Annotated in this window: 26 protein-coding genes; 20 read left to right on the top strand and 6 right to left on the bottom strand. The window is 48.0% G+C overall.

Annotation, left to right across the window (positions count from 1 at the left end):
* The first annotated feature begins 2 nt into the window (after nucleotides 1–2).
* The 4 genes from ACKRDP_RS05475 (at nucleotide 3) to ACKRDP_RS05460 (ending at nucleotide 3552) form a co-directional block, all read left to right on the top strand.
* A complete protein-coding gene (locus tag ACKRDP_RS05475; protein ID WP_409153761.1) occupies nucleotides 3–1268 on the top strand; it encodes a nicotinate phosphoribosyltransferase in 1266 nt (421 codons plus the stop codon).
* A 2-nt stretch (nucleotides 1269–1270) separates the two neighbouring features.
* Nucleotides 1271–1501, top strand: coding sequence for a DNA-directed RNA polymerase subunit omega (gene rpoZ / locus ACKRDP_RS05470; RefSeq protein ID WP_409153760.1), 231 nt, complete (start codon nucleotides 1271–1273; stop codon nucleotides 1499–1501).
* Complete coding sequence (locus ACKRDP_RS05465) at nucleotides 1494–1901, top strand: hypothetical protein (RefSeq protein ID WP_409153759.1); 408 nt, start codon at nucleotides 1494–1496, stop codon at nucleotides 1899–1901. The genes rpoZ and ACKRDP_RS05465 overlap by 8 nt, the downstream gene beginning before the upstream one ends.
* Nucleotides 1902–1971: 70 nt before the next feature.
* On the top strand, nucleotides 1972–3552 hold the full coding sequence (locus tag ACKRDP_RS05460; protein WP_409153758.1) for a transglycosylase SLT domain-containing protein: 1581 nt from the start codon (nucleotides 1972–1974) through the stop codon (nucleotides 3550–3552).
* Nucleotide 3553: 1 nt separating this feature from the next.
* Here the strand turns inward: ACKRDP_RS05460 and hemL are convergent, their stop codons facing one another.
* A complete protein-coding gene (gene hemL / locus ACKRDP_RS05455) occupies nucleotides 3554–4828 on the bottom strand; it encodes a glutamate-1-semialdehyde 2,1-aminomutase (protein ID WP_409153757.1) in 1275 nt (424 codons plus the stop codon).
* Entirely contained in the window at nucleotides 4815–5561 is a 747-nt protein-coding gene (locus ACKRDP_RS05450; protein WP_409153756.1) for a PD-(D/E)XK nuclease family protein, read from the bottom strand. The genes hemL and ACKRDP_RS05450 overlap by 14 nt, the downstream gene beginning before the upstream one ends.
* A gap of 53 nt (nucleotides 5562–5614) precedes the next feature.
* Here ACKRDP_RS05450 and thrC point away from each other — a divergent pair, with 53 nt between their 5' ends.
* Nucleotides 5615–6844: a threonine synthase gene (gene thrC / locus ACKRDP_RS05445; RefSeq protein ID WP_409153755.1), complete on the top strand. Its 1230-nt coding sequence runs from the start codon at nucleotides 5615–5617 to the stop codon at nucleotides 6842–6844.
* Nucleotides 6831–7271, top strand: a complete 441-nt coding sequence (locus tag ACKRDP_RS05440) for a TlpA family protein disulfide reductase (RefSeq protein ID WP_409153754.1) — start codon at nucleotides 6831–6833, stop codon at nucleotides 7269–7271. Before thrC ends, ACKRDP_RS05440 begins: the two co-directional genes overlap by 14 nt.
* Here ACKRDP_RS05440 and mgtA read toward each other — a convergent pair.
* Nucleotides 7261–9681, bottom strand: coding sequence for a magnesium-translocating P-type ATPase (mgtA, locus tag ACKRDP_RS05435; RefSeq protein ID WP_409153753.1), 2421 nt, complete (start codon nucleotides 9679–9681; stop codon nucleotides 7261–7263). The genes ACKRDP_RS05440 and mgtA overlap by 11 nt on opposite strands.
* Before the next feature lie 63 nt (nucleotides 9682–9744).
* Here mgtA and ACKRDP_RS05430 point away from each other — a divergent pair, with 63 nt between their 5' ends.
* From ACKRDP_RS05430 to ACKRDP_RS05420, 3 genes are all read left to right on the top strand, one after another.
* Nucleotides 9745–12762, top strand: coding sequence for a valine--tRNA ligase (locus ACKRDP_RS05430; RefSeq protein ID WP_409153752.1), 3018 nt, complete (start codon nucleotides 9745–9747; stop codon nucleotides 12760–12762).
* Nucleotides 12763–12865: 103 nt separating this feature from the next.
* Entirely contained in the window at nucleotides 12866–13540 is a 675-nt protein-coding gene (locus ACKRDP_RS05425) for a peroxiredoxin (RefSeq protein ID WP_409153751.1), read from the top strand.
* A gap of 3 nt (nucleotides 13541–13543) precedes the next feature.
* A complete protein-coding gene (locus tag ACKRDP_RS05420) occupies nucleotides 13544–13789 on the top strand; it encodes a hypothetical protein (RefSeq protein WP_409153750.1) in 246 nt (81 codons plus the stop codon).
* Here the strand turns inward: ACKRDP_RS05420 and fabZ are convergent.
* Complete coding sequence (gene fabZ, locus ACKRDP_RS05415) at nucleotides 13778–14224, bottom strand: 3-hydroxyacyl-ACP dehydratase FabZ (RefSeq protein WP_409153777.1); 447 nt, start codon at nucleotides 14222–14224, stop codon at nucleotides 13778–13780. The two genes, ACKRDP_RS05420 and fabZ, sit on opposite strands and share 12 nt — an antisense overlap.
* Nucleotides 14225–14554: 330 nt before the next feature.
* Here fabZ and ACKRDP_RS05410 point away from each other — a divergent pair, with 330 nt between their 5' ends.
* From ACKRDP_RS05410 to ACKRDP_RS05400, 3 genes are read left to right on the top strand one after another with little or no spacing between them, the layout of a single operon-like run.
* Complete coding sequence (locus ACKRDP_RS05410) at nucleotides 14555–14797, top strand: c-type cytochrome (protein ID WP_409153776.1); 243 nt, start codon at nucleotides 14555–14557, stop codon at nucleotides 14795–14797.
* Nucleotides 14794–15030, top strand: a complete 237-nt coding sequence (locus ACKRDP_RS05405; RefSeq protein ID WP_409153749.1) for a DUF7990 family protein — start codon at nucleotides 14794–14796, stop codon at nucleotides 15028–15030. The genes ACKRDP_RS05410 and ACKRDP_RS05405 overlap by 4 nt, the downstream gene beginning before the upstream one ends.
* Entirely contained in the window at nucleotides 15021–15830 is an 810-nt protein-coding gene (locus ACKRDP_RS05400) for an ArsA family ATPase (RefSeq protein WP_409153748.1), read from the top strand. Before ACKRDP_RS05405 ends, ACKRDP_RS05400 begins: the two co-directional genes overlap by 10 nt.
* Here the strand turns inward: ACKRDP_RS05400 and ACKRDP_RS05395 are convergent.
* Complete coding sequence (locus ACKRDP_RS05395) at nucleotides 15815–18313, bottom strand: cation-translocating P-type ATPase (RefSeq protein ID WP_409153747.1); 2499 nt, start codon at nucleotides 18311–18313, stop codon at nucleotides 15815–15817. The genes ACKRDP_RS05400 and ACKRDP_RS05395 overlap by 16 nt on opposite strands.
* On the opposite strand from ACKRDP_RS05395, the gene atpB reads away from it, so the two are divergent.
* The 8 genes from atpB to leuA are packed head-to-tail and all read left to right on the top strand — an operon-like array spanning nucleotide 18312 to nucleotide 24325.
* On the top strand, nucleotides 18312–19004 hold the full coding sequence (gene atpB / locus ACKRDP_RS05390; RefSeq protein WP_409153746.1) for a F0F1 ATP synthase subunit A: 693 nt from the start codon (nucleotides 18312–18314) through the stop codon (nucleotides 19002–19004). The genes ACKRDP_RS05395 and atpB overlap by 2 nt on opposite strands.
* A 25-nt stretch (nucleotides 19005–19029) precedes the next feature.
* The gene (gene atpE / locus ACKRDP_RS05385) at nucleotides 19030–19338 is read left to right on the top strand and encodes an ATP synthase F0 subunit C (RefSeq protein ID WP_409153745.1); all 309 of its coding nucleotides are present in this window, start codon (nucleotides 19030–19032) and stop codon (nucleotides 19336–19338) included.
* Between the two features lie 37 nt (nucleotides 19339–19375).
* A complete protein-coding gene (rpmH, locus tag ACKRDP_RS05380; RefSeq protein ID WP_409153744.1) occupies nucleotides 19376–19519 on the top strand; it encodes a 50S ribosomal protein L34 in 144 nt (47 codons plus the stop codon).
* Nucleotides 19516–19722 (top strand): membrane protein insertion efficiency factor YidD, encoded by a 207-nt coding sequence (gene yidD / locus ACKRDP_RS05375; protein ID WP_409153743.1) that lies wholly within the window; start codon nucleotides 19516–19518, stop codon nucleotides 19720–19722. Before rpmH ends, yidD begins: the two co-directional genes overlap by 4 nt.
* Nucleotides 19722–21221, top strand: coding sequence for a YidC/Oxa1 family insertase periplasmic-domain containing protein (locus ACKRDP_RS05370; RefSeq protein ID WP_409153742.1), 1500 nt, complete (start codon nucleotides 19722–19724; stop codon nucleotides 21219–21221). The genes yidD and ACKRDP_RS05370 overlap by 1 nt, the downstream gene beginning before the upstream one ends.
* Nucleotides 21218–22150, top strand: a complete 933-nt coding sequence (rfaD, locus tag ACKRDP_RS05365) for an ADP-glyceromanno-heptose 6-epimerase (RefSeq protein WP_409153741.1) — start codon at nucleotides 21218–21220, stop codon at nucleotides 22148–22150. The genes ACKRDP_RS05370 and rfaD overlap by 4 nt, the downstream gene beginning before the upstream one ends.
* Complete coding sequence (locus tag ACKRDP_RS05360) at nucleotides 22119–22730, top strand: DUF429 domain-containing protein (protein ID WP_409153740.1); 612 nt, start codon at nucleotides 22119–22121, stop codon at nucleotides 22728–22730. The genes rfaD and ACKRDP_RS05360 overlap by 32 nt, the downstream gene beginning before the upstream one ends.
* 35 nt (nucleotides 22731–22765) lie before the next feature.
* Nucleotides 22766–24325: a 2-isopropylmalate synthase gene (gene leuA / locus ACKRDP_RS05355; protein WP_409153738.1), complete on the top strand. Its 1560-nt coding sequence runs from the start codon at nucleotides 22766–22768 to the stop codon at nucleotides 24323–24325.
* Here leuA and selD read toward each other — a convergent pair.
* A complete protein-coding gene (gene selD / locus ACKRDP_RS05350) occupies nucleotides 24322–25290 on the bottom strand; it encodes a selenide, water dikinase SelD (RefSeq protein ID WP_409153775.1) in 969 nt (322 codons plus the stop codon). The two genes, leuA and selD, sit on opposite strands and share 4 nt — an antisense overlap.
* Nucleotides 25291–25327 lie beyond the last annotated feature (37 nt).

Genomic DNA, 25327 nt, shown 5'->3' with positions numbered 1-25327 from the left:
CTATGCCATCAAAGGCCCTCTTTACAGACCTTTATGAGCTTACCATGGCTCAGGCTTACCTTGAGGCTGGTAAAACAGGGAGGGCAGTTTTTAGCCTTTTTGTGAGAAAACTTCCAGAGAACAGAAACTTTCTCCTTTCCTGTGGTCTTGAGCCCCTGCTTGAATCTCTTGGTGAATTTAGGTTTGGTGATGAGGAGCTAAAATACATAAAGTCTCTTGGCATTTTTAAAAGCTGGTTTTTAGATTATCTTGAGGAATACCAGTTCAGGGGAGACCTCTATGCAATAGGGGAGGGAAAGATAGTCTTTCAGAAGGAGCCTCTGGTTCAGATTGAGGGGTCTCTACCAGAGGTGCAGATACTGGAAACTCTTGTTATAAACATCATCCACTTCAACACTCTAATTGCCTCCAAGGCTGCAAGGTCCTACCTGGCATCAGGAGGCAGAACACTTGTGGATTTTGGTCTGAGAAGGGCCCACGGACTTGACGCTGGACTTTACTCAGCAAGAGCCTGCTATATGACGGGCTTTGCCGGCACTTCAAACCTCGAGGCAGGCAGGAAATACGGAATTCCAGTCTTTGGCACCATGGCCCACTCTTTTGTTATGGTATTTGAAGAAGAGGAGGAAGCCTTCAGAGCTTTTGCGAGGAGCTTTCCAGAAAGGGCCCTTTTTCTTATAGACACTTATGATACTCTTGAGGGTGCAAGGAAGACTTTAAGGCTGATGAAGGAAGGCATAAGAGTTGTTGGGGTAAGAATTGACAGCGGAGACCTTCTGAGTTTATGCAGAAGCGTAAGGGAGCTTTTTGATGCTGAGGGCTTCAAGGACATAAAGATACTGGTCAGCGGTGGACTTGATGAGGAAGATCTGCAATATCTTATCTCGCAGGGTGCACCCGTGGATATTTTTGGTGTTGGCACAAAAGTCCTGACCTCTGCAGATGCCCCATACCTTGACATAGCCTACAAGCTTGTAGAGTATGAAGGAAAACCAAAGTTCAAGCTGAGCCCGGGAAAACAGACCTTTCCCTACAAGAGGCAGGTTGTAAGGCATTATGAAGGAGGTTTCATGTCTTACGATGAGGTAATTCCCTACAGGGATGGTGGGCTTGTGGAGCCCGTATGTAAAGAAGGGAGCCTGATAAAGCCTCTGCCTACTCTAAAAGAGATAAGAGAAATCTTCCTGGAGGAAATCTCCCGTATGCCCCCGTGGCTGAAGTCCCTCAGAAGGGAAAAGGAGTATAATGTTCTATTAAAGGAGGTTTGAGAATGAGCAAAAGACCCAGTATAGAGGAAGCACTTAAGAGGGTGTCTTCAAGGTATGAGCTTGTGCATGCAGCGGCCAGAAGGGTAAGCCAGCTTCTGGAAAGGGGTGAAGACATTTTTGTAAGAGACAGGACAAGGGGTGAGCTCATAAAAAAGACCTTTCAGGCCATAGAGGACATAGCTCAGGGGAAAGTGCAGGTTGTGAGGCTCAAAAGGGGCTCTGAGAATGATTAAGTCGCTGGAGTTTCTCCATATTCTCTTTGCCGCAGTGTGGATAGGGGGGATGGTCTACAGCCTGCTTTTTCTCAAGCCCTCTCTGAGGGAGCTTTCTCAGGAAGAACAGAGGCTCAGGCTACTTCGTGCCGTGTTTTCCAGGTTCTTTCCGGCAGTCTGGCTTTCTATACTTGTCCTCTTTATAACAGGCATGGGTATCTGGCATGGCTACAGGAGAGACTTTTCTGATAACCCACTGTTTCATGCTAAGCTCTTTATATTTGCACTTATGACGCTCGTATTCGCCTACATTTATCTTTTCCTCTTCAGGAAAGAAAAGCTTTCACACATCCCTAACCTCATCTGGGTAAACCTCTTCCTTGGAATTCTCGTTCTGCTAATAATCACATATATTAGCTGATATGTTCCTGCTGCTACTGCTTCTTCCCCTTTTCGTATTTGCTCAGCTGCCGGGGGAGTATCGTCTTTTTATGGCTTACCTGGAGAACAGAGACCCCATCCTGGGGCAAAGAATTCTTAAAGAATACCCGGATGCAGTTTTCAGAGATGACCTTATGTTTTTCCTGGCAAAGGATGCAGTGCTGAGGGGAAAAAAGGAAGAGGCAGGCAGGCTTCTCATGGAGCTAAACCCAAGAAATCTGAAAGAGGAATACAGAGAAGAATATCTGAACCTCTGGAGGGAACTTAATCTTGACCCGAAGGCAGGCTTTCTGAAGTCTCCTGTGCTTTTCAGAGGGTTTATCCAGTATATAGAACTTAGCCCTGAGGAAGCCCTTACGGCGTCAGAGGAACTTTTCAGGAGAAGGTATTACAGAGAAGTTGTTGCACTTCTTGAAGGTCTGGATTTTCAGAAGGTATGTTTTATGCTGGGCACCTCTCTCAGAGCCCTGAGGGAGAGTGAAAAAGCTCTTCAGACCTTTCAGGAGTGCAGGGACAGCAGGGCCAGGGCTGAGCTTGCAGTTATGTATTACGAGCTGGAGCAGAGGGAGAAGACGGAGGAACTTCTTTCTTCCATTGTAGACAGAAATCTGGTCTCTGATATCCTTTTCAGGCTTGGAAGGCTGAACGTGCAAAGGGGAAATTTTCAGGAAGCTATAAACTTTTTCCTGCGCATGGAACCCTCCTACAGAAGGGATTTTAACCTGGGCTTATCCTACTATGCTCTGGGAGATTACGCAAAAGCCTTTGAGCACTTTTTAGCCTCTGTGAAATACTCACAGACCAGAGATGAGGCATCTACGGGCAACTTCTGGGCATACAAGTGTGCCATACTTCTCAGAAGGGAGGATGCGAGTGAGTATCTTGTAAAGGCCTCCAATGGGGCGGGATTTTACCATGCAGTTGCCAGCTCCATGCTGGGTCTTCCGGTGGCGAGCAGGGCTTTGAGGGTTGTGATGGAGGACGAGAGCCTGCCGAAAACCGCAGGAGTGGTAAAGGCTATATGGGAGGCAGGTTTTCCAGAATACGCAAGGCTTGAGGCTTTTAAGAGGCTGAGGGATTTAACCTCCTCTGATGTGATTGCCATATCGCGTCTTGACCCGCATCTTGCTGTCAGACTTGCCGTGAGAAAGTATGGCTATGGTAGTTTTGTTTACAATGCGGTAGCCTTTCCCAGACCTTTCAGAGGTAAGGTAGAAAAAGCCTCTGAAAAATACTCCATAGAAAGTGCTCTCATATACGCGGTAATGAGGCAGGAAAGCTTGTTTGACCCTTATGCAGTATCCGTGGCAAACGCCAGGGGGCTCATGCAACTCATAGACAGCACTGCCCAGTATGTGGCAAGAAGGGAAGGCATACGCATAAGAAACATCTACGACCCAGAGACCAACATAACCCTTGGTGCCGCCTATCTGAGATACCTGCTTGACCAGTGGAAGGGAGACCTTGTGAGAACGCTCGCCAGCTACAACGCTGGACCCACAAGGGTAAGAAGCTGGCCTCAACATGAAGACCAGTATCTCTTTATAGAAACCATCCCCATCCGGGAGACCAGGGACTATGTGAAAAGGGTCATGTATAACTACTATGTCTATTCAGAGCTTCTCAGATAACTCAGAGCTCTGATACTGCCCTTTCTATTCTTTCAAGGGCAAGGTCTATATCTTCTTCTGTGTGGGCTGTGCTCAAAAACCACGCCTCAAACTGAGCGGGCGGTATAAGAACACCCTCCTTCAGCAGGCTTCTGAAGAACCTTCCAAAGAGTTCTCTATCTGACTTTTTGGCAGTCTCGTAATCGTAGACCTCCTCCTCTGTGAAGAAGAGGGTAAACATGGAGGCTATCTGGTTTATCCTGTGGGGTATGCCCTTTTCTGTGAGTATCTCCGAAATGCCTGATGTCAACCTATTTGTGAGCCTTTCAAGCTCTTCGTAAGGGTTTAGTCTGAAAAGCTCTGTAAGGGTTGCAATGCCTGCCACCACAGAGAGGGGGTTGCCAGAAAGTGTTCCCGCCTGATAGACGGGTCCTTCTGGTGCTATCATCTGCATGATTTCTTTTCTTCCTCCGTAGGCACCCAGTGGCATACCACCACCCAGTATCTTTCCCATGCAGGTTATATCTGGGTCTCTACCCAGTAGCTCCTGAGCCCCGCCCTTTGAAAGCCTGAAGTTGGTTATCACCTCATCGCATATGACAAGTGCACCATACCTTCTGGTTATCTCCCTTATGCTCTCCAAAAAACCGGGCTTTGGCAGAACCACTCCCATGTTGCCCGCCACGGGCTCCACTATCACGCAGGCAATATTTTCTCCATATTTCCTGAAAACTTCCTCAAGGGCCTCCGTGTTGTTGTAAGGAATAACGAGGGTCAGACTTGCTATCTCCTCTGGCACTCCTGGAGTGCCCGGAATGCCCAGCGTGGCAACGCCTGAGCCTGCACTCACCAGTAAAGAGTCAGCATGCCCGTGGTAGCATCCGTCAAACTTGACCACGTATTTTCTTTTCGTGTAGCCCCTTGCCAGCCTTATGGCGGACATGGTTGCCTCAGTGCCAGAGGAGACAAACCTCACCATCTCCACAGAGGGCATAGCAGAAACCACAAGCTTTGCAAGAGTTATCTCATGCTCGTTTGTAAGCCCGTAAGATAGACCTTTCCTTGCCTGCTCCTGAAGGGCAGAAACCACTGCAGGATGCGCATGCCCCAGAATAAGGGGTCCCCAGGACATGAGAAAGTCTATGTATTCCTTGCCCTCCACATCCCACAGCCTTGAGCCCTGAGCCCTTGAGACTATTATGGGCTCACCACCAACCGCCTTGAAAGCCCTTACGGGAGAGCTCACACCTCCAGGCATGAGGGTCCTTGCCCTTTCAAAAAGTTCACTGTTTTTCATTCAAGCCCTCCACATCTTCTGGATAGGAATAAGCCTCAAAGCCATATTCCTCTGCAAGTTCCATTGCTTTTGAATCTACCATCGGGAATATGACGAGAACTCTGTCTAATTCTCTACCTTCCTTCTTCTTATAGAAGTCCACCGTCCTCTTTAGCACAAAAACGTCAGACTTGCTCATGGAAGACTTTATCTCTGCCAGTATGGTTTTCCCGTTCTTTATTATAAGGTCAAGCTCTATCTGGTGGGGTTTTCCAAAAACTTCTCCCTCTTCATCATAGGCGAGGTATCTCTCTACCTTTACAGGAAAATCCTCTTCCAGTATGCCTTTTATGGCTTCTCTGAAGGAGCTTTCAGCCCTTAGTCCCCACCTTGCACCCTGAGCATCTGTACCTGTGTCATACTTCCTATGGAGTTTCTTTATCTCCTCTATAAGCTCCCTGTTTATTTTCTGCTGTTCCTCCCAGCGTCTTTCCTGCACTTCCCATCGTCTGTTTTGCTCCTGCCAAAGGGCGCTCTGCTCCTGCCACCCCTTTTCCTGTTCTTCTCTGAGCCTTACAAGCTCATCACCTATCCTGACCACTTCTCTGTATAGCTTTTCAAGGTTGTCCTCTGTTTTTTCCTTGTCCGCAAAGTGCGTAGAGAGCTCTCTTATTACATACTCCCGGAGTTCAGGCTCTTGCAGAACATTTTTCAAAAACCTCTTTGCCTTCTCAACAAAAACTTTTTTTGCCATGTCTTAGCTTATATTATATTATCTTTACTTCATACTCCTGTGGAGGTAGCAAAATGGCAAAGGTTCTGGGACTCAAATGCAGGGAATGCGGAAGGGAGTATTCCATAGAACCCATGCACGTGTGCGAGTTCTGTTTTGGACCTCTGGAGGTAGTCTATGACTACGATGAGATAAAAGGGAAAATAAGCAGGGAAAGTATAGAGAAAGGTCCAAAAAGCCTCTGGAGATACATAGACCTTCTGCCGGTGGAGAAGCCAAGAGTGGGGCTGAGTGCCGGCTTTACGCCTCTCAGGAAGGCGGAGAACCTGGGGAGAATGCTGGGGCTTGAAAACCTGTATATTAAGGACGATTCGGTAAACCATCCCACGCTCTCCTTCAAGGACAGGGTCGTATCCGTTGCCATATCCAAGGCTATGGAGTTTGGCTTTGATACTGCCGCATGCGCCTCTACAGGAAACCTTGCCAATTCGGTGGCGAGCCATTCTGCACAGGCAGGCCTCAACTGTTTTGTCTTTATACCTGCAAACCTCGAATCCCAGAAGATATATGGTAGCCTTGTCTTTGCTCCCACAGTGGTTGCGGTGGAGGGCACTTATGACGATGTGAACAGGCTCTGCTCTGAGATTGCCAGCGAGCTTCAGTGGGCCTTTGTGAACATAAACATAAGACCCTTCTACGCAGAAGGCTCAAAGACCCTTGCCTTTGAGGTGGTGGAACAGTTGGGCTGGAAGGCTCCCGATGCTGTGGTGGCACCTGCAGCCTCAGGCTCATTGGTTACCAAAATATGGAAAGGTTTAAAAGAGCTCCTGAAGGTGGGTCTTATAGAGGAGCTCAGGACTAGAGTATACGGAGCTCAGGCGGAAGGTTGCTCCCCAATAGCAAGCGCCTGGAAAGAAGGCAGAGACTACATAATCCCCGTGCGTCCCAACACCATTGCCAAGTCCATAGCCATAGGAAACCCCGCAGACGGCATATACGCACTACAGGTCACAAGGGAAAGCGGAGGAGACTGGGAAACTGCCACTGACGAGGAAATAATAGATGGCATCAAACTCCTTGCGGAGACAGAAGGTATATTCACAGAGACCGCCGGTGGGACAACCATAGCAGTCCTCAAAAAGCTCGCCCAGAGGGGAGCCTTCAGAAGGGACGAGGTGGTGGTCGCCTACATTACAGGCAACGGATACAAGACCATGGAAGTTCTTGACAATCATCTGAAAGAGACTATACATATAAAACCGAGCCTTGCGGACTTTAAGGAAAAGATACTTGCCCGCGTTTAGATACTTTGCCCGTGTCTTCTTTCTCCTCCCCCTTTTTTTACTCCTTTCCTGCTCACGGGACACCCTGCCCAGGGTGCAGGTCAGAGACCTTGAGGGCAGGGGCGTATACCTTTCAGACTTAAAGGGCAGACCCATTATCCTTTACGTATGGAGCAGGACCTGCGCCGGGCACAGCGAGCATCTGAAGAAGCTAAACAGGCTCGTGGAAGAAAAGAAGGAATACCTTATCATCTCCTATGCGGTCGCCATGGAGCCCGAGGATGTTCTCAAGAGCTACAGAGAGCTCAACATAGAACCGCGTTTTCTCACCCTTGTGGACACAGAGGTCAGGTTCAACGACCACTTTCCCATAACCTTTCTGCCCTCCACCTTTATCTTTGACGAGAGGGGTAGGTTTGTGAGGAGTTCACCAGGACTTAATTACTGAGTCTCGCAGCATATAACCTTTTTACCATCTCCACAAGAAAAACGTAAGAGAGCGTCACTATGAACACGAAGATGAGCTGCTCTACACCAAGAGGATATAGCCCAAGGAGCCTTCCAAAGGGTGAATAGAGGAGGAAAACTCCAGAGCTCAAGACTCCGAGGACTGTAAGCACAAGAGCCTTAGAGGGCCTGCTCTGTAAAAAGGCAGTTTTATCAGTTCTTAAGAAGAGGAGGACGAGGCTCTGAGTGACAAGGCTTTCAAGAAACCAGAGAGACCTGAATGTATCCGGCCCTGCCCTGAGTATATGCATGGCGTAGAAGAAGGTTGCGTAATCAAAGATAGAGCTTACAGGACCAAAAAAGACGATAAACTTCTTGAGCTTTGATAAGTCCCAGGAGGTTGGTTTTTTAAGCTTTTCCTCATCCACATTATCAGATGGAAGGGTCAGGAAAGATAGGTCTGCAAGAAGATTCAAAGTTAAAACCTGATAGGGAAGAAGTGGGATGAAAGGCACAAGAAAGGAAGCACCCAACACAGACAACATGTTTCCAAAATTGGAGCTTGTCTGTATTCTTGAATACTTCATACTGTTCAAAAAGGCTCTCCTCCCCTCAACAATTGCTTCCCTTATGCCTGCAAGGTCTGGGTTTGAAAAAACGATATCTGCAGACTCTTTGACCACATCCATTGCATTTTCCACAGACAGTGCAACATCTGATGCTCTCATAGCAAGCAAATCATTGGCACCATCGCCCATATAACCCACCACATGACCAAGCCTTCTTAATGCAAGAACTATGTCTTCCTTCTGCATGGGGTCAAGTTCTGCAAAAACATAAAAATCCCTGACTATTGCTGTCAAAGCCTCCGCTGGATATTTTCTCAGCTCTTCACCGGATATAATTTTCTCTGGGAGACCCAAATCCTTTGCAAATTTTTTGGCTACGAGTATATTGTCTCCCGTTACTATTCTTAAATCAACTCCAAGAGCCATTAATTCCTGAATAGTTTTCTTTGAGTCTTGCTTTATCGGGTCATGAAGCACTATAAATCCTCCAAATATCATCTCTCTTTCATCAGTGTAGGCGATATTATCTTTTCTGAGGTCTTTATATGCTAGAGCTATGACTTTGTATCCCTGTTCGCTATATCTCTGATAGATTTCTTCAATCTTACCCTTTAATTCTTCTATTCTTAAGATTCTACCTTCAACTGAGGCGTAAGAGCATACTTCAAGTATGTTTTTATATGCTCCTTTTGTGATGAGTATAAAATTCCCTTCTTTTGTTCTGACAAGTATGGAAAGCCTTTTTCTCTGAAAATCAAAGGGTATTTCATCTGCCTTTGTAAAATCCTCCAGGTATTCTTTGTTAAACTTTGACTTAATGGCTTCGTCTATTGGATTTCTGTAGCCAGTCTGCATCATGGCGTTAAGACAGGCATAAAGTCTGACTTTTTCATCCTCCTTTCCAAGGGCGTTTAGAAAGGCCAGAACATCCATCTTCCCCTGAGTCAGGGTTCCTGTCTTGTCTGTGCAGAGTATGGTCATGTTCCCTAGATTGTAAAGGGAGGAGAGCCTTCTGGTTATTATTCCTCTTGTTGCTATAAGTCTCGCGCTGTGAGAAAGGGTTACATTCACAATAACCGGTAGCAGAAAGGGTGTTATCCCTATGCCAACAGAAAGAGCATATAGAAGGGAGTCGATTACACCCTTGTGGAGATGAGCGTTTATTGCAAAGACCACTATTACCATAGCTGAAGCTATCTGCAATAGAACAAAACCAAGGTTTCTGAGCCCCTTTTCAAAGTCCGTTTCTTCTTTTCCATGCTTTAGTTTCTCAACAACCTGGCCGTATCGCGTGTTCCTTCCTGTCTTTTCAACTCTACCAATACCGTAGCCGCTTATGACACTCGTGCCCATGTAAGTCCTTTCACCTTCACGCTTTTCTACGGGATACGCCTCACCGGTGAGAAAGGCTTCGTCTACGAATAAATCCTTTGCTTCTATGAGAAGAATATCTGCAGGGACTATGCGGCCTGCAGTCAGGACCACAATATCGTCAACAACCACTTCCTCAACCGGAACTTCTCTCCTTTCCCCCTCTCTAATTACAATAGCTGTGGTCTTTACTCTACTGAGGAGTTTTTCCACGGACCTGTTTGCAGACCTTTCCTGCAGGAAGCCTATAAAACCAGAGATTAGAAGAATCAGAAGGATTATGAGGGTATCTGTAGTCTCACCGAGGATGTATGAGAAGGTAGCTGTGAGAATCAGCAGGTATATGAAGGGGTTTTTAAACTGAGAAAGGAAAAGTTGAAGGTCTGATGACCTTCTTTCTCTCAAGCTATTGTATCCGTATAGCTTTAATCTTCTGTCTACTTCCTCATGACTTAGACCTCTATAGGACATACACTCTTATTCTAATCTTTGACCGTTAAGAAATAATGAAGAAGGTGCTATAATCCTTTCCTTATGAAGGACATAGGGCAGTATAACCACAGGGAAGTAGAGGACAGGCACTCAAAGAGATGGATAGAGAAGGCTCTTTACTCTGTAAAAGACCCGTCTTCTGAAAATAGGTTTTCGGTGGTCATTCCACCGCCTAACGTGACCGGCTCTCTTCACATGGGCCATGCCCTGAACGCCACCCTGCAGGACATTGTCTGCCGCTGGCAGAGGATGCTGGGCAGGAGCGTGGTGTGGGTGCCTGGCTTTGACCATGCAGGCATCGCCACACAGTATGTGGTAGACAGACAGCTTCAGGAGAAGGGCATAAGCAGGCTTGATATAGGAAGAGAAGAGTTCCTCAAAAAAGTCTGGGATTGGGTTCCACAGTCAAGGAAAGCCATAAGAGAACAGCTTGAAAAGCTCGGCGTGAGTGTGGACTGGAAGAGAGAAAGGTTTACCTTGGATGAAGGCTTTTCAAGGGCGGTCAGATACGCCTTCAGAAGGCTCTACGAAGAGGGTCTTATATACAGGGGAGAATATATGGTAAGCTGGTGTCCCAAAGACCTGACAGCCCTCTCTGACCTTGAGGTGGAGCACGAGGAGGAAGAAGGCAAGCTCTACTACATAAGATATCCACTTGAGGATGGCTCCGGCTACATCACCGTTGCCACTACCCGTCCTGAGACTATGCTGGGAGACACGGCGGTAGCTGTCCACCCAGAGGACGAACGCTACAAGGCTTTTGTGGGCAGAAGTATAAGGCTTCCTCTCGTGGAATGGAAAAGAAGGGCAATGGACGGCTCTGAGGTGGAGCCCCTTATACCCATCATAGCAGACGAGAGGGTAAAGCCTGAGTTTGGCACGGGCGCGGTCAAGATAACGCCTGCTCATGACCCTCTGGACTTTGAAATAGGTAAAGACCATGGCCTTCCCCTCGTGCAGGTGATGGACCAGTTTGCATGCATGAACGAGAATGCAGGCAGGTTTGCAGGACAGGATAGATACACGGCAAGAAAGAAAATCGTGGAGGAGCTTGAAGCTCTTGGACTTCTTGAAAAGGTGGAAAGCCACAGGCATGCGGTGGGCAAGTGCTACCGCTGTAAAACTGTTCTTGAGCCCTTTGTTTCTACCCAGTGGTTTCTGAAGGTCTCAGACCCGAGGATAAAAGATACCGCCATAAAAGTGGTAAAAGAAGGGCTTATAAAGTTCATCCCGGAGAACTGGGCAAAGATTTACATTGGGTGGATGGAAAACCTCAGGGACTGGTGCATATCCCGTCAGATATGGTGGGGGCACAGAATACCAGTCTGGTACTGTCAGGATTGCGGACACGAGAATGTGTTTACCGACGAAGACTTTGACAGGGTCTACGACAAGCTCATATTTAACCTCATAGCGGATGGCAAAATAAGCGAGGAGTTTACCCCGGAAGAGGTCTCGCAGATTCTCAACTCCCCCAGCTTTGTCCACCCAGAGATGACCGTTCTTGACTTTTACAAGAAGTTTGCTTTCCACAGATACCACTCCACAGAGGTAGATGCCAACTCCCTGAGATTGTTTTTTACTCAGGACCTTAACCCTATGGCCATACTCACAGAGAAGAAGAGTAGATACAGGTATGACAGTAGGAAAAAGACCTACCACTTTGTTCTCAGATGTAAGAAGTGTGGTTCTGAAAGGCTGGTGCAGGAAAGGGATGTGCTGGATACGTGGTTTTCTTCAGCTCTCTGGCCCTTTGGTGTTTTTGGCTGGCCCGAGCAGGCGGAAGACCTCAAGAAGCTCTATCCCACCGACCTTCTTGTGACGGGCTTTGATATTATCTTTTTCTGGGTTGCCCGTATGGTGATGATGGGCACCTTTTTCATGGAAGATGTTCCCTTCAGGGATGTATACATCCATGCTCTCATAAGGGACGAGAAGGGTCAGAAAATGTCAAAGACAAAGGGAAATGTGATAGACCCCCTTGACATAGTGGAAAAATACGGTGCGGATGCCCTGCGGTTTACCCTTGCCATACTTACCCAGCAGGGCAGGGACATAAGGCTCTCTGAAAAGCGCTTTGAGGGCTACAAGCACTTTGCCAACAAACTCTGGAACGCAGGCAGGTTTATCCTCATGAACCTCCAGCCAGACCTTCTTTCCAGCCTTCCCTACTTTGCACCCCCCAGACCTGAAGACCTCTGGATTATAACCAGGCTCAACAAAACAGCAGAGAAGGTAAACAGGGCTCTGTCAGAATACGAGTTTTCAGAGGCGGCGAGAGAGCTTTACGAGTTTGTTTGGAGTGAATTCTGCGACTGGTATATTGAGTTTTCAAAACTCAGGCTCTACGCCAAGCCGGATGAGAACCTTCCAGAGGAAGAGAGAAGGGCGCAGGATGAGAGGATAAGGGCTGAAAAGATAACCGTTCAGGCAACCTTGCTTACTGTTTTTGAAAAAACCCTCAGGCTTTTGCACCCCTTCATGCCCTTTATTACAGAGGACTTGTGGCAGAACCTTCCAGTTGCACACAGAGAGAGTATATCCCTGACCGACTATCCTCAGTTTAACCCTAAAGAGGTCTATGAAGAGGCGGAGAAGAAGGTAGAAAGAATAAAAGAAATTGTATCCTCCATAAGGTCTCTGAGGAGCGACCTAAGGATTGAGCCTTCAAGGAAGGTTAAGCTATATTACAGAGCTGGCGAAAGCAGACAGCTGGTGCACGAATTCCTGCCCCACATCCTTAGCCTTGCCAGGCTGGAAAGCCTTGAAGAGGTGGTTGAGGAACCATCAAACTGCGTTGCAGGCTTTTCTAAGGACTTTGAGTTTTACCTGCCAGTGGAAGAAGGCATAAAAGTGGAAGAACTCATAAGCTCCTATTCAAAGAGGCTATCTGAGATAGAAAAGTCCCTTCAGAGCCTCCAGCAGAAGCTCAGCAACGAAAACTTCCTCAAAAGGGCTCCAGAGGAGGAGGTGCAGAAGGCAAGGGAAAACCTGGCGGAACTGATGCAAGAAAGGGAAAAGGTGGAGAACCTTCTGGCGCTTCTTAAGCGTGTAGTATAGGTTCTGTCAAATTTCATTAGTTATTATGATTTTCGTCATCTTGCAAATTATTCGCATATACTTATAATACTATATATCAAAATTCTTTTAAGGAGGTAGAAACATGGAGCAGGTAGTCAGCATGCCAAGGATAGGAGACCAGGCACCCGCTTTTGAGGCCCAGACCACCATGGGGCCTATAAGATTCCCTGAGGACTTTCAGGGTCAGTGGGTTGTTTTCTTCTCACACCCAGCAGACTTTACACCTGTATGCACCACAGAGTTTATGGGCTTTGCCAGGCTCTACGAAGAGTTTCAGAAGAGGAACGTCCAGCTTCTGGGGCTGAGCATTGACAGCAACTTCTCCCACATCGCATGGGTGATGAATATCAAGGAAAAACTGGGCGTGGATATACCCTTCCCCATAGTGGCGGATGCTGACGGCAAAGTGGCAAGGCTCTACGGTATGCTTCACCCCGGGGAAAGCTCCACCGCCACAGTCAGGGCTGTGTTCATTGTAGACCCAAACGGAAAGATAAGAGCCATAATCTACTACCCGCTGTCTGCTGGAAGAAATATGAGAGAGATACTCAGGCTCATAGATGCCCTCCAGACCGCAGATGCGCATGGAGTGGCTACACCTGCAGACTGGGTGCCCACACCACAGACATGGGAATTCACCGAGGAAAACACCAAGGTAATCGTGCCGCCACCAGTCACCTATGAGGATGCGATAAAGAGGCTCAGGGATGGCTACGAATGCGCAGACTGGTATTTCTGCAAGAAAAAGCTGGGGTAAGCCATGAGCATGGGATGCGTAAGCCCGGATGGAAAGCTTTCCGAAAGGGCTCTGTCCTTTCTCAAGCTTGTCAAGGATAAGGGTAAGGTAAGCCCTCAGGAAGCGGCTCAGATAACGGGCCGCCCTCTCTTTCAAGTAAGAAGTTCTCTGAGGGAGCTAACTCAGGCAGGCTTTCTTCAGGTAGAGGCTGATGCCTATACCCTGACAAGTAAGGGGCTGAAAGCCCTTGAGGAGGCCTCAGCGTCTTAAGTCTTTAAGCTCTCTGGCTGCCGCATACAGAACTGCGGTGGCCACCACTTCAGAGTTTACCCTTGCGGTGCCCTTCATCTTGGAAAGACTCTTCTTCAGGGATATAACCTCAAGCTCCATGAGGAGCTGGTCTCCGGGATACACTGGTCTTTTAAATCTTGCCTCGTCAATTCCAGCAAAGACTATTGCATATTTCCCTATCTCAAGCCCCAGGGACTTTATCATAAGAATTCCCCCCACCTGAGCCATGGCTTCGAGCAGGTATACCCCTGGCATAAGAGGAAAGCCAGGAAAATGGCCCTGGAAGACAGGTTCGTTCGCGGATACGTTTTTGAGTCCCACTATTCTTTTTCCAGTTTCAATCTCTATTATCCTGTCAACGAGAAGTATAGGGTATCTGTGAGGCAGGATTTCCATTATCTCCCTTGTTTCCAGCATGGCTAAAGATTATAAGCCAAATTTTCATCAAATTTTAATTTTTCATGGCATATACTCTTTTCATTAAAGCAAGGAGGTCTGGCGATGAGAGGGTTCATCTATTTTGCTATGGTTTCTGGAGCGGTGCTTGCCTTTTCTTGCCAACAGAAACCTGCAGAACAGCCCAAAACTGAGCAGCCTGCTACACAGGCAGAGCAGAAACCAGCTCAGCAGGAGGCACAGCCTCAGGCAGAACAAAAGCCTGCTGAACAACCAAAGGCAGAAGAGAAGCCCACACAGCAGGAGGCTAAAGTACCAGCTCCCCAAGCAACTGCTCAGGTCAAGGACATGCAGGCCTTTGCCCAGCAGAAGGGATGCTTTGCCTGTCATGACATAAACGCCAAAAAGGTCGGACCTGCTTTTAAGGATGTTGCAAAGAGGTTTGCAGGACAGCCCAACATAGAGGAGGAACTTGCTAAAAGGATAAAAAACGGCGGTGTGGGTGTGTGGGGTCAGGTTCCTATGCCCCCACAAAATGTTACGGAGCAGGAGGCAAGGGACCTCGCCAGGTGGGTGCTCAGCCTTAAATGAGGGATATATTAAAAGGCTTTATAGACCTGCAGTTTAAAAAACCGCTGGAGGTCTCCTATTCCTACACAAGGGACCTCCTTCTCCTGTCTCTTTTTCTTGATTACTTTGGGCTCGACAATCCTCTGGGCATTTATGTCCTTGACCTCTACCCTTACATGTTTCAGGAGTTCCATCTCTGGCACAAAAGTCTTGGACTTGAGATGGTCAGTTTAGACTTCCTGCCGTGCTGTTGAAGAGGCTTGTATTCTTTGGAGGTAAGGGAGGTGTGGGAAAAAGCACTCTTGCCTGTGCCACAGCCCTGAGGCTATCAGAAAGGGAGAAAACTCTTCTTGTCTCCATTGACCCCGCTCACTCACTTTCTGGTATACTCGGCGTGCAGGTGGGACCCTCTTTGAAGAGGTTGAAGGAAAACTTCTTTGCTATTGAACTTGATGCCAGCAGGCTTGTGGAGGAGTATACAGACAGGGTTCTTTCTGCCCTTACTGATATCTTGCCTAGGGTCAGGTCTGGCATAAGGGAATATGTAAAGTATCTCAAAAACTCCCCCACAGCCCTTGAGACCGCAGTGCTTGACAGAATTGTGGATTACTGTATGGAGTTTCCCTCTGTAATCGTGGACTCTGCCCCCACAGGTCAGATGCTCAGGCTTTTTGAGACCGCCCATATGGTTGGTGGATGGTTTGAGTTCTTAAAAAAGGTGGCGGAGGAAAGGGGAAAGGTAGAGGCTTTTATGGGAAGAAGAGATGGACTCTCGGAGCTTATAGAGGACAGAAGAAAACGGTTGGACACTCTTGTGAAAATCTTCAGGGAAAAAACTGTGGTCTTTGCAGTGGCGAACGAAGAGCCCCTGTCTATGCAGGAAGCCAGAGATATAGAAAACAGGCTAAAAGATATGCGTGTTCAGCTGGTTCTTAACCGCTGGAAGTCTATGGAATGCGACTGCATAAAGATTCCAGAGCAGGAAAGGCCTTACAGTATTGAATCTCTCAGAAGGCTACCTGTGGAAGAGCTGGTGACCTATCTTTTCCAGTAAAGAAGCCATTTTCTCACTTCTATTCCTGCAAAGGTAAGAAGGGGCAGAACCAGGGCGTAGGGCAGATGTTCTGGCCATAGAAGGACTGCATGGAAATAATCCGCAATAATGGTTACCGCAAGAAGCTGAAGGAAGGCTCCAAGTAGTATACCAAGGTAAACGTAAGGGTTCAACCTGATATATTCAAGAGGGTTCCTGAAAAAAGGCTTTTCCCCCACCTCCTGAATGCCCACTGCCCACTGACTTACCACTGCGGAGGTAAAGCTAATAGTCAGTGCAGTCTCGTAGGGGTATAACTTTAGAAGGTAAAGGAAAAGAAAGTAGTGCATCACCGCCATGAGAAGTCCATTGTAGGCAACTGCAAGGAACTGCTCCCTGCCCATGAACACTCTCACAGGGTTTTTAGGCTTCTCCTTCATTGGATTGCCTTCATACTTTGTAAAGGGATAGGCTTTATCCTGAACACCGTCGGTGACGAGGTTTATCCAGAGTATCTGGGTGGGATAGAGGGGAAGAGGGAGGCCCGTGATTATGGCCATGGAGTTGTAAAAAATCTGGAAGGAGTTGGCAGAGAGTAAATACCTTATAACTTTGGCTATGTTCTTAGCGATGAGCCTGCCCCTCCTTATTGCGTTCACTATTATGGCAAGGTTGTTGTCCACTATGACCATCTTGGCGGCGTCCTTTGCCGCCTGAGACCCTGAGCCCATGGCAATGCCAAGGTCTGCCACCCTGAGAGCGGGTGCATCGTTGGCACCATCACCAGTTACTGCCACTATCTCACCCTTTGACTGTAGAACCTTCACTATCCTGTATTTGTCCTCCGGTGTTGCCCTTGCCACAACGCTGACTTTTTTAAGCAGGTTGTAGAGTTCTTCATCGCTGTATTTTTCAAGCTCCTTGCCCTCTATGGCTATGTCATTTTCTCCATAAATCCCAACCATCCTGCCTATAGCCCTTGCCGTCAGTAGATTGTCCCCGGTAACCATGATTACTCTTATGCCTGCGGTCTTTGCGGTTTCAACCGCCTCCTTGACCCCCTCTTTTGGAGGGTCAAGAAACCCAACAAGGCCAACAAGGTCAATCCTCACATCATCCACACTTTTTGGTATCTCTCTGAGTTTTGTATGTCCAAAAGCCAGAACCCTCAGCCCCTCCTCCGCCAGCCTGTCGTGAGCCTGCTGGACTTCCCGAGGACAACCCTTCTCACACATGCCTGCAAGGCTTTCAAGAGCACCCTTTACGTAGAAATCAAAAGCACCTGAGCCGTCAGATACGATAACTGCCATAAGCCTCCTTTTTGTGTCAAAGGGATGCTCCCATACCCTTTCGTATCCCTTTCTCAGTGCTTCCCAGTTTACTCTCTCTTTTTCCAGCCACTCCAGAAGGGCCAGTTCCAGAGGGTCACCCCTCAGACCGTCTGCATCGTTGCACAGGGCTGCACCGATAAAAAGCCTTCTTTTATCATAGGCAACATACTCCTTAACGCTGAGTTTACCCAGAGTTATAGTGCCGGTTTTATCGGAGCATATGTAGGTGGCACTTCCAAGGGTCTCAACAGCTGGCAGGTATTTGACGAGAACCTTCTCCCTTGAGAGCCTCACTGCACCAACCACGAGGGCTATGGTAACCACGATTGGAAGACCCTCAGGAACCGCAGACACCAGCTGGGCTATGGCGAAGAAAACAATGGTCTTTGCATCTCTGCCCTGAAGAACTCCCACGGCCACGAGCAGGGAGAGAAGTGCAAGCAGGATAAATATCCACCTTTTTCCAAAGCTGCTCAGGGCTTTTGTCAGGGGGCTTTCCGGAGACCTTTCCTGCACCCTCTGGGCTATTTTGCCAAGTTCTGTGTTCCTTCCAGTGGCAAAGACTACACCAAGCCCCCTACCCCTTACCACCGTTGTCCCCTTATAAAGACAGTTGCTTCTCGCATGCAGGGGTGTATCCTCCGCCAGCACCGTGCCAGCCTCCTTTTCAACGGGTAAGGACTCTCCTGTGAGCATGGCTTCATCCACCATGAGCCCTGCACTTTCTATGAGCCTTATGTCCGCTGGCACCACATCTCCCTCACCCAGCAGAACAAGGTCTCCTGGCACGAGTTCTTTGCCGTCTATTTCCTTTTCTCTACCTTCCCTTATTACCCTTACCTTAGGGGCGGTCAGGGACTTAAGAGCCTCTATTGAAGCTATGGCTCTGAGTTCCTGATAAAAGCCCAGAAGCCCATTCACCAAGAGAATACCATACACTACCAGTGCATCCTTCAGGTCTCCTAGAAAGAAGGCGATAAACCCGGCTATGAGAAGTATAAGAACAAAAGGGCTGGTAAACTGCCTTACGAGCACCCTGAGCTTGCTTTCTCTCTCTTCCCTAAGTGTGTTATAGCCAAAGAGGGCAAGCCTCTTCTCTACCTCCCTTTCATTGAGCCCTTCAGGGGTGGTGTTCAGCTCTATCAGACTATCTTCTGGACTTCTGTAATGCATGCATGGAATTTTATGGTATAATTTCTATGCCATGCAAGAGCTAAATCTGAGTCATGTCTATTTTGGTGTGCTCGCGATGGCTATCTCCCTTGGGCTCGTTTCTTTGGCAGGGAAGCCTTCCCTCAAACCCTCAAAGTTTCAGGCCTTCTGGGAGGGTTATGTGCGTTTTGTCAGAGGTATGGTTCTTGAAAATATGGGACATGAGGGCCTCAGGTATGTTCCCCTCATAGCAAGCATAGGGCTTTTTGTTTTCTTCTCAAACCTCCTTGGTATGGTGCCAGGGCTTGAAGCCCCCACTGGTAATGTAAACACGAACCTTGCGCTTGCTCTTATAGTTTTTATACTATACAACATCGAGGGGTTCAGACTTCATGGGCTTAGTTATCTCAAGCACTTCGCTGGTCCCAATCCATATCTAGCTCCCGTATTCTTCGTAATAGAGATTATCTCTAACTTGGCAAGACCCATAACCCTTACACTCAGGCTTTTTGCCAACATGAAGGGTGGGGCTTTGTTGCTGGTGGTCCTAGTGGGGCTTGTGATTAAGAATCCATTTACTATGGCAGTCTCTCCCATTTTCTTGCTATTTATAATAGCCATAAAGTTCCTTGCAGTCTTTATACAAACATACATATTCATGATACTTTCAGTTGTTTATCTTGCGGGTGCTGTATCCCATGAAGAACACTGAAAATAAATCAAAGGAGGTTGGAAACATGAAAACCAGACTCATGACAGCTCTGGCACTGCTTGCTCCTGCATTTGCTCTGGCGGCGGAGCCCGGACAGGGGGAAAACCTCAGGCAGGGTCTCATGTTCCTGGGTGCAGGTCTTGCCATAGGTCTTGCAGCTCTGGGGACTGGTGTAGGTATGGGTCATGCCATAAGGGGCACACAGGAAGGTGTAGCAAGGAACCCCACAGTTGGTGGAAGGCTCCAGACTATAATGTTCATAGGTCTTGCCTTCATAGAAACTCTTGCCCTCTACGCCCTGCTTGTGGCTATAATACTTCTCTTTGTAAAGTGAGGGGGTCCTCCCCCTTTTATGATTCTGGAGGTTAAGGATGGCAACTCAGAGAAATGTAACACGAACTTCAAACCTGAAGCGTAAACGCAAAAGTGGTTTCCTTGCCAGAATGGAAACTAAGAGCGGAAGGTCTATTATTAAAAGGAGAAGGCAGAAAGGAAGGAAAAGGTTGACACCTTGAAGAAGGCGGTTGTTGGATTTTTGAGACTCTGGCAGATTTTTATATCGCCGCTTTATCCACCAAGTTGCAGGTATTATCCCACATGCTCCAACTACGCCATAATGGCAGTTGAAAAGCATGGAGTTGTTAAAGGTATGCTCAAAGCTATATGGAGAATTATAAGGTGTAACCCCTTTTCTAAGGGTGGAGTGGACTATCCCTGATGGAAAAGAAGGATTTGGACTTAAGAGGACTGCTGGTAATCTTCGCGGTAATGACTCTATTTCTTTTTGGTTACCAGGCATACCTCATCTTCTTTGCTCCTCAGCCAGCACCACAACCACAGGAGAAGGTAGAAGAAAGGCCTCAGGAGGTTCCATCCCTCCTCCTCGGAACAAATAGAGAGGAGCGAAAGCCCAGAGCTCTGAAGACCTTTGACTTTGAGAAGTTTATTCTCGTGCTCTCGGAGGAGGGTGCGAGGGTTGTGAGCCTTGTAGACAGAAGATATGGGAAGGAACTGATTACCGATGAGGAGAAAAGGCTTGGCATATATCCACTTGAGGTCTTCACAGGTGAGCCAGAGACTGACCTTCTTCTGAACTTCTCACCCTACGAGATAAGGACCGAGGGCAATAAAATAATTGCCACCCTCAAGTCGGGAAGTTTTGAGCTAAGAAAAATTCTTGAATACAGAGGCAACTACTTTACTCTCAGGCTGGAAAGTAGTGGACTGCCCCCTGTCTTTGTAAACTCAGGCATGCGCGTCAAAGAGGATGACTTCTTTACCCACTCTGGTCCAGTAATTAGGATAGGTGATAAGGTGGAAAGGTTAGACCCTAAAAAAGTTGAGGGCAGGGAGCTCATAACTGGACAGATAGGCTTTGCAGGTGAGGAGAGCAGATACTACTTCAAGGGCTTTTCTGGGAATATAGACGCTGTTGCCATATACAGACTGCAGGGACAGGAGACTCTTACACTGGTGAAGCCTCGGGGTGAATTAATCTTTTACGCGGGTGCCAAGGAGTATTCAAGACTCAGAGAAATAGGTCTGTCTGATGTGATAGACTTTGGCACCTTAAGGCTAATAGTCAAGCCTCTTTTCATTTTCATGTACTGGATATACGAGCATCTTCACTCATGGGTTGTTTCCATATTTGCCCTGACCCTTATTGTGAGGCTTCTCATGTTCCCCCTCACATACAAGAGCACGGTTGCCATGGGCAAAATGGCAGAGCTAGCCCCAAAGATGCAGGAGCTCAAAGAGAAGTATAAAAACGATCCTGCAAAGTTTCAGGAAGAAATGATGAAGCTATACAGTGAGGTGGGCTTCAATCCCATGTCGGGATGCCTTCCCATACTCCTTCAGATACCTGTATTTTTTGCCCTCTATAAAGTTCTCACCATAACCACAGACCTTCAGCTTGCCAAGTTTCTCTGGATACAGAGCCTTGCTCAGAAAGACCCCTACTACATACTGCCCATTTTGATGGGTGTCACCATGATAGCCCAGCAGTTCATAAGCCCAAGCCCAGAAAAATCCCAGAATTACATAATGATAATAACCTCTGTGGTCTTCACCTTCCTCTTTGCCAGTTTTCCTGCGGGTCTTGTTCTCTACTGGACTCTCAACAATGTTTTTAACCTTGGACAGACCTACATAATAAAGAAGTTGACCTTCAAGGGTAAGCCCTCGCAGTCTCAGAAGAAGAGGAAGAAAAAATGAGATTTCTGGTTACCGGTGGTGCTGGCTTTATAGGCTCAAATCTTGCAAAGGCTCTTGAGAAAAAATACCAGGTTTCAAGGGTTTATGTGCTTGACGATTTTTCTTCTGGACACTTTAAAAACCTTGTGGGCTTCAGCGGTGAAGTTATAACGGGGGACTTATCAGACCCGCATCTCTGGGAATGGCTCAAGAATAGCCATCACTTTGATGCTGTCTTTCATCAGGGAGCCATAACGGATACGACAGTTATGGACCAGAATAGAATGCTCAGTGTCAATGCAGACAGCATGAGGTATATACTCGATGCCTGCCTTCATTGGGAAGCCAAACTCATCTATGCCTCCTCTGCAGGAGTTTATGGCAACACCCCCCCACCAATGAGGGAAGAGGAGGGGTTAAAGCCGGAGAACATCTACGGCTTTTCCAAGCTCATGATGGACAGGATAGCCATGGGTTTTATGGAAAGACACACAGAGGTTCAGGTTGTTGGTCTGAGATACTTCAATGTCTACGGTCCTGGAGAGCACTATAAGGGAAAGACTGCAAGTATGGTTTATCAGATATACAGACAGATGAAAGAGGGTAAACGTCCTAGACTTTTTAAATGGGGAGAACAGAAGAGAGACTTCGTCTACTTGGAGGATGTGGTGAGGGCAAACCTTCTGGCCTTTGAGAAGGATGTTTCTGGAATATTTAACATAGCCACCGGTCAGGCTCGGAGCTTTAACGAGATAGTTTCTATACTGAACTACTATCTTGGTATGAACTATCAGCCTGAGTATTTTGATTGCCCCTACGACTTCTATCAATATCACACGCAAGCGGATATCTCAAAGGCAAAGAGGCTCCTTGGCTACGAACCCCAGTATAGCCTTGAGGAGGGTATACGGGAATACCTTGAGAGGCTTGGAGAAAATCCTCGGTCTTGACCTTGCGGGAAGTCCAAAAAGAAAAACGGGCTATGCCTACTGGGAAGAGGGGAAGCTTAAGGTGGGCGTGCTATACACTGATGAAGAGATACTTGAACTTGCCAGCAGGTTTTCACTTGTGATGATAGATGCCCCCCTTTCTATTCCAGCGGGAAGAAAAAGCCTCCATGAGAGGGGTCCACATTTCAGAGAGTGTGACCTTCTTCTGAGAAAGCACGGGCACAGGTTTTTCCCCGTGACGCTCGGTCCAATGAGAATGCTCACAGAGAGAGCCATGAGACTGGCAGAGAGCCTGAGAAAAGGAGGAGCTCAGGTCTTTGAAACCTTTCCGGGTGCGCTCTACGATATTCTCGGGCTTGACAGGAAAGACAGAGTTGCCATACTGGGCTTTTACATGAGCCTTCCCTTGAAACTTGAGAGAAGAGGATACTCACAGGATGAGCTGGATGCGATTGCCTGCTGGCTTGCAGGTGTGTGCTATCTTACGGACAGGTCCTTGAGTTTTTCCGGTGGAGATGGTGAGATAGTGGTTGCTACGAGAGAGTGTATATCTTCTGCTCTTTCTCTTGACAAAAAGTGAATTGCAAATTATTATCATTTACAAGGAGGTAAGGAATGGACAGGGTATACATCTTTGACACCACTCTCAGAGACGGAGAGCAGGCACCGGGCTTTTCTATGACTACAGAAGAGAAACTGCAGATGGCACATCAGCTTGCAAGGCTTGGGGTGGATGTGATAGAGGCGGGTTTTGCGGCCGCTTCAAGGGGAGACTTTGATGCGGTCCAGCTCATAGCGCAGGAGGTAAAAGGACCCGTCATATGCTCCCTTGCCAGAGCCCTTGAGAAGGACATAGAGCTGGCAGGTCAGGCTCTCGCACCTGCAGAGAGAAAAAGAATTCATACCTTCATAGCCACTTCAGAAATTCACATGAAGTATAAGCTCAGGCTTTCTCCTGAAGAGGTGCTCCAGAGGGCAAAAAGGGCGGTGGAGTATGCTCGTAGATTTACGGATGAGGTGGAGTTTTCCTGCGAGGATGCCACCAGAAGCCAGAGGGACTTCCTATACAGGGTCATAGAGACCGCCATAAAGGCGGGTGCCACTGTGATAAACATACCAGACACGGTTGGCTACACAGTGCCTGAGGAGTTTGCAGACCTCATAGAGGGCATAAGGAACAAGGTGCCCAACATAGACAGGGCAATAATAAGCGTGCACTGCCACGATGACCTTGGCATGGCTGTTGCCAACTCTCTCATGGCGGTAAAGCACGGAGCAAGACAGGTGGAGTGCACCATAAACGGTATAGGAGAGAGGGCGGGAAACGCTGCACTGGAAGAAATCGTTATGGCTCTTAAGGTCCGCAAGGACTTCTTTGGAGGACTTTACACGGGCATAAACACAAAGGAGCTATACAGAACAAGCAGGCTTCTGTGTAGAATAACGGGGAGTTTTGTCCAGCCCAACAAGGCAGTGGTGGGCGACAACGCCTTTGCACACGAATCGGGCATACACCAACACGGCGTGCTGGCAAACCCCCTCACCTACGAGATAATGTCTCCAGAGGATGTAGGCTTTCCCTCAACGCGCATAATCCTTGGCAAGCACTCTGGCAGACATGCCCTCAAGAGCAAGCTAAAAGAAATGGGCTTTGAGTTCACAGAGGAAGACCTTGACAGGATATTTGAAAAGTTCAAGGCGCTGGCAGATAAGAAGAAGGAGGTCTACGAAGAGGACATAGAAGCCCTTGTTTATGAAGAGTTTGTAAAGCACGAAGAGGAAGAGCCCATAAGAGTCCTTCACTACCAGGTGCAGACGGGAGACAGGCTTCTACCAACCGCTACTGTGGTGCTCTCCTTCAGGGGAGAAGAAAGGACCGCCACATCCACCGGCAATGGACCCGTGGACGCTATAATAAGGGCAATACAGAAGGCGCTGGAGATAGAGCCAGAGCTCCTGGACTTCTCCATCAAGGCTCTCACACCCAACACGGATGCACAGGCGGAGTCAAGGCTTGTGATTGAGCTAAATGGAGTGCGTGCCAGTGGAAGGGGAGTGGATGTGGACATAATAAGGGCGAGCGTAAACGGCTTTGTGGATGCCCTCAACAGGGCAATGATGAGAAAAAGCTACATACTCTCCAGAGAGAACCTGAGAAGAGAGGGAACAGTCTAAGAGCGGTAGACCCTGAGCCCCTCTCCCTCCTCCACCCTTCCCACAAACCACACACTTACACCAAGCTCCTGAGCCCTCCTGAGAAGCTCCTCTCTCTTATCTTCTGAAAAGCTAAAGAGAAGCCCACCTGAGGTAACAGGGTCAGAAAGGAGCAGAAGCCTCCACCACTCAAGCCCATCCTCAAGGAGATGTCCCTTCACAAAGTTATAGTTGTCCATGGCACCCTTGGGATAGAGCTTTTGCCTTACAAAGTGAACAGCCTCATCATAAACTGGCACAGCAGAGAAGTCTATGGCAAGCCTTACGCCTGACCTTCTGGCTATGTTGTAGGCATGTCCCAGAAGTCCAAAGCCAGTCACATCGGTGCATGCACTGGCAAACTCCCTTGCTAAAAGAGAGGCTCTGTCGTTTAGCATGAGCATGTATTCTATGGCGTGGCTTATATCCCTTTCTTTCAGCTTTCCTTCCTTTATAGCCTTGGTGAGGATTCCCACGCCCACAGGCTTTGTGAGTGCAAGAAGCTCTCCGGGCTTTGCTCCCTGCTGAGTGAGATACTTACCTTCCTCGCACACGCCCATGACTGCAAGCCCAAACTTGGGCTCTTTATCGTCAATGGTATGCCCTCCAAGAAGCACTGTCTTCGCCTCTCTCAACTTTTCGGCACAGCCTCTCATAACTTCTTTCAGAACTTCTACTTCAAGCTCGCAGTTGTTGAAGCCTACAATAGCCAGAGCGTTCAGAGGTCTGCATCCCATGGCGTAAACATCGCTCAGAGAGTTGGCGGTGGATATGGCACCCCACAGGTATGGGTCGTTCACTACAGGAGTTATAAAGTCCACCGTGTGCACAAAGACATTTCCACCAAAAGAGTAGACTCCCGCATCATCGCCCACACCCACAAGGGTGTTCTGGTCCACGTAGAGCTCAAGCCCTTTTACAAGCTCCTCCAGGTCCGCCGGACCCAGCTTACTGGCTCAGCCCGACGCCCTCACAAGCCTCAAA

The organism is Pampinifervens navoyensis (assembly GCF_046159715.1).
Classification (GTDB): Bacteria; Aquificota; Aquificia; order Aquificales; family Aquificaceae; genus Pampinifervens.
The sequence above is the reverse complement of the archived record's forward strand: the minus strand, read 5'-3'. Positions and strand labels throughout refer to the sequence as shown.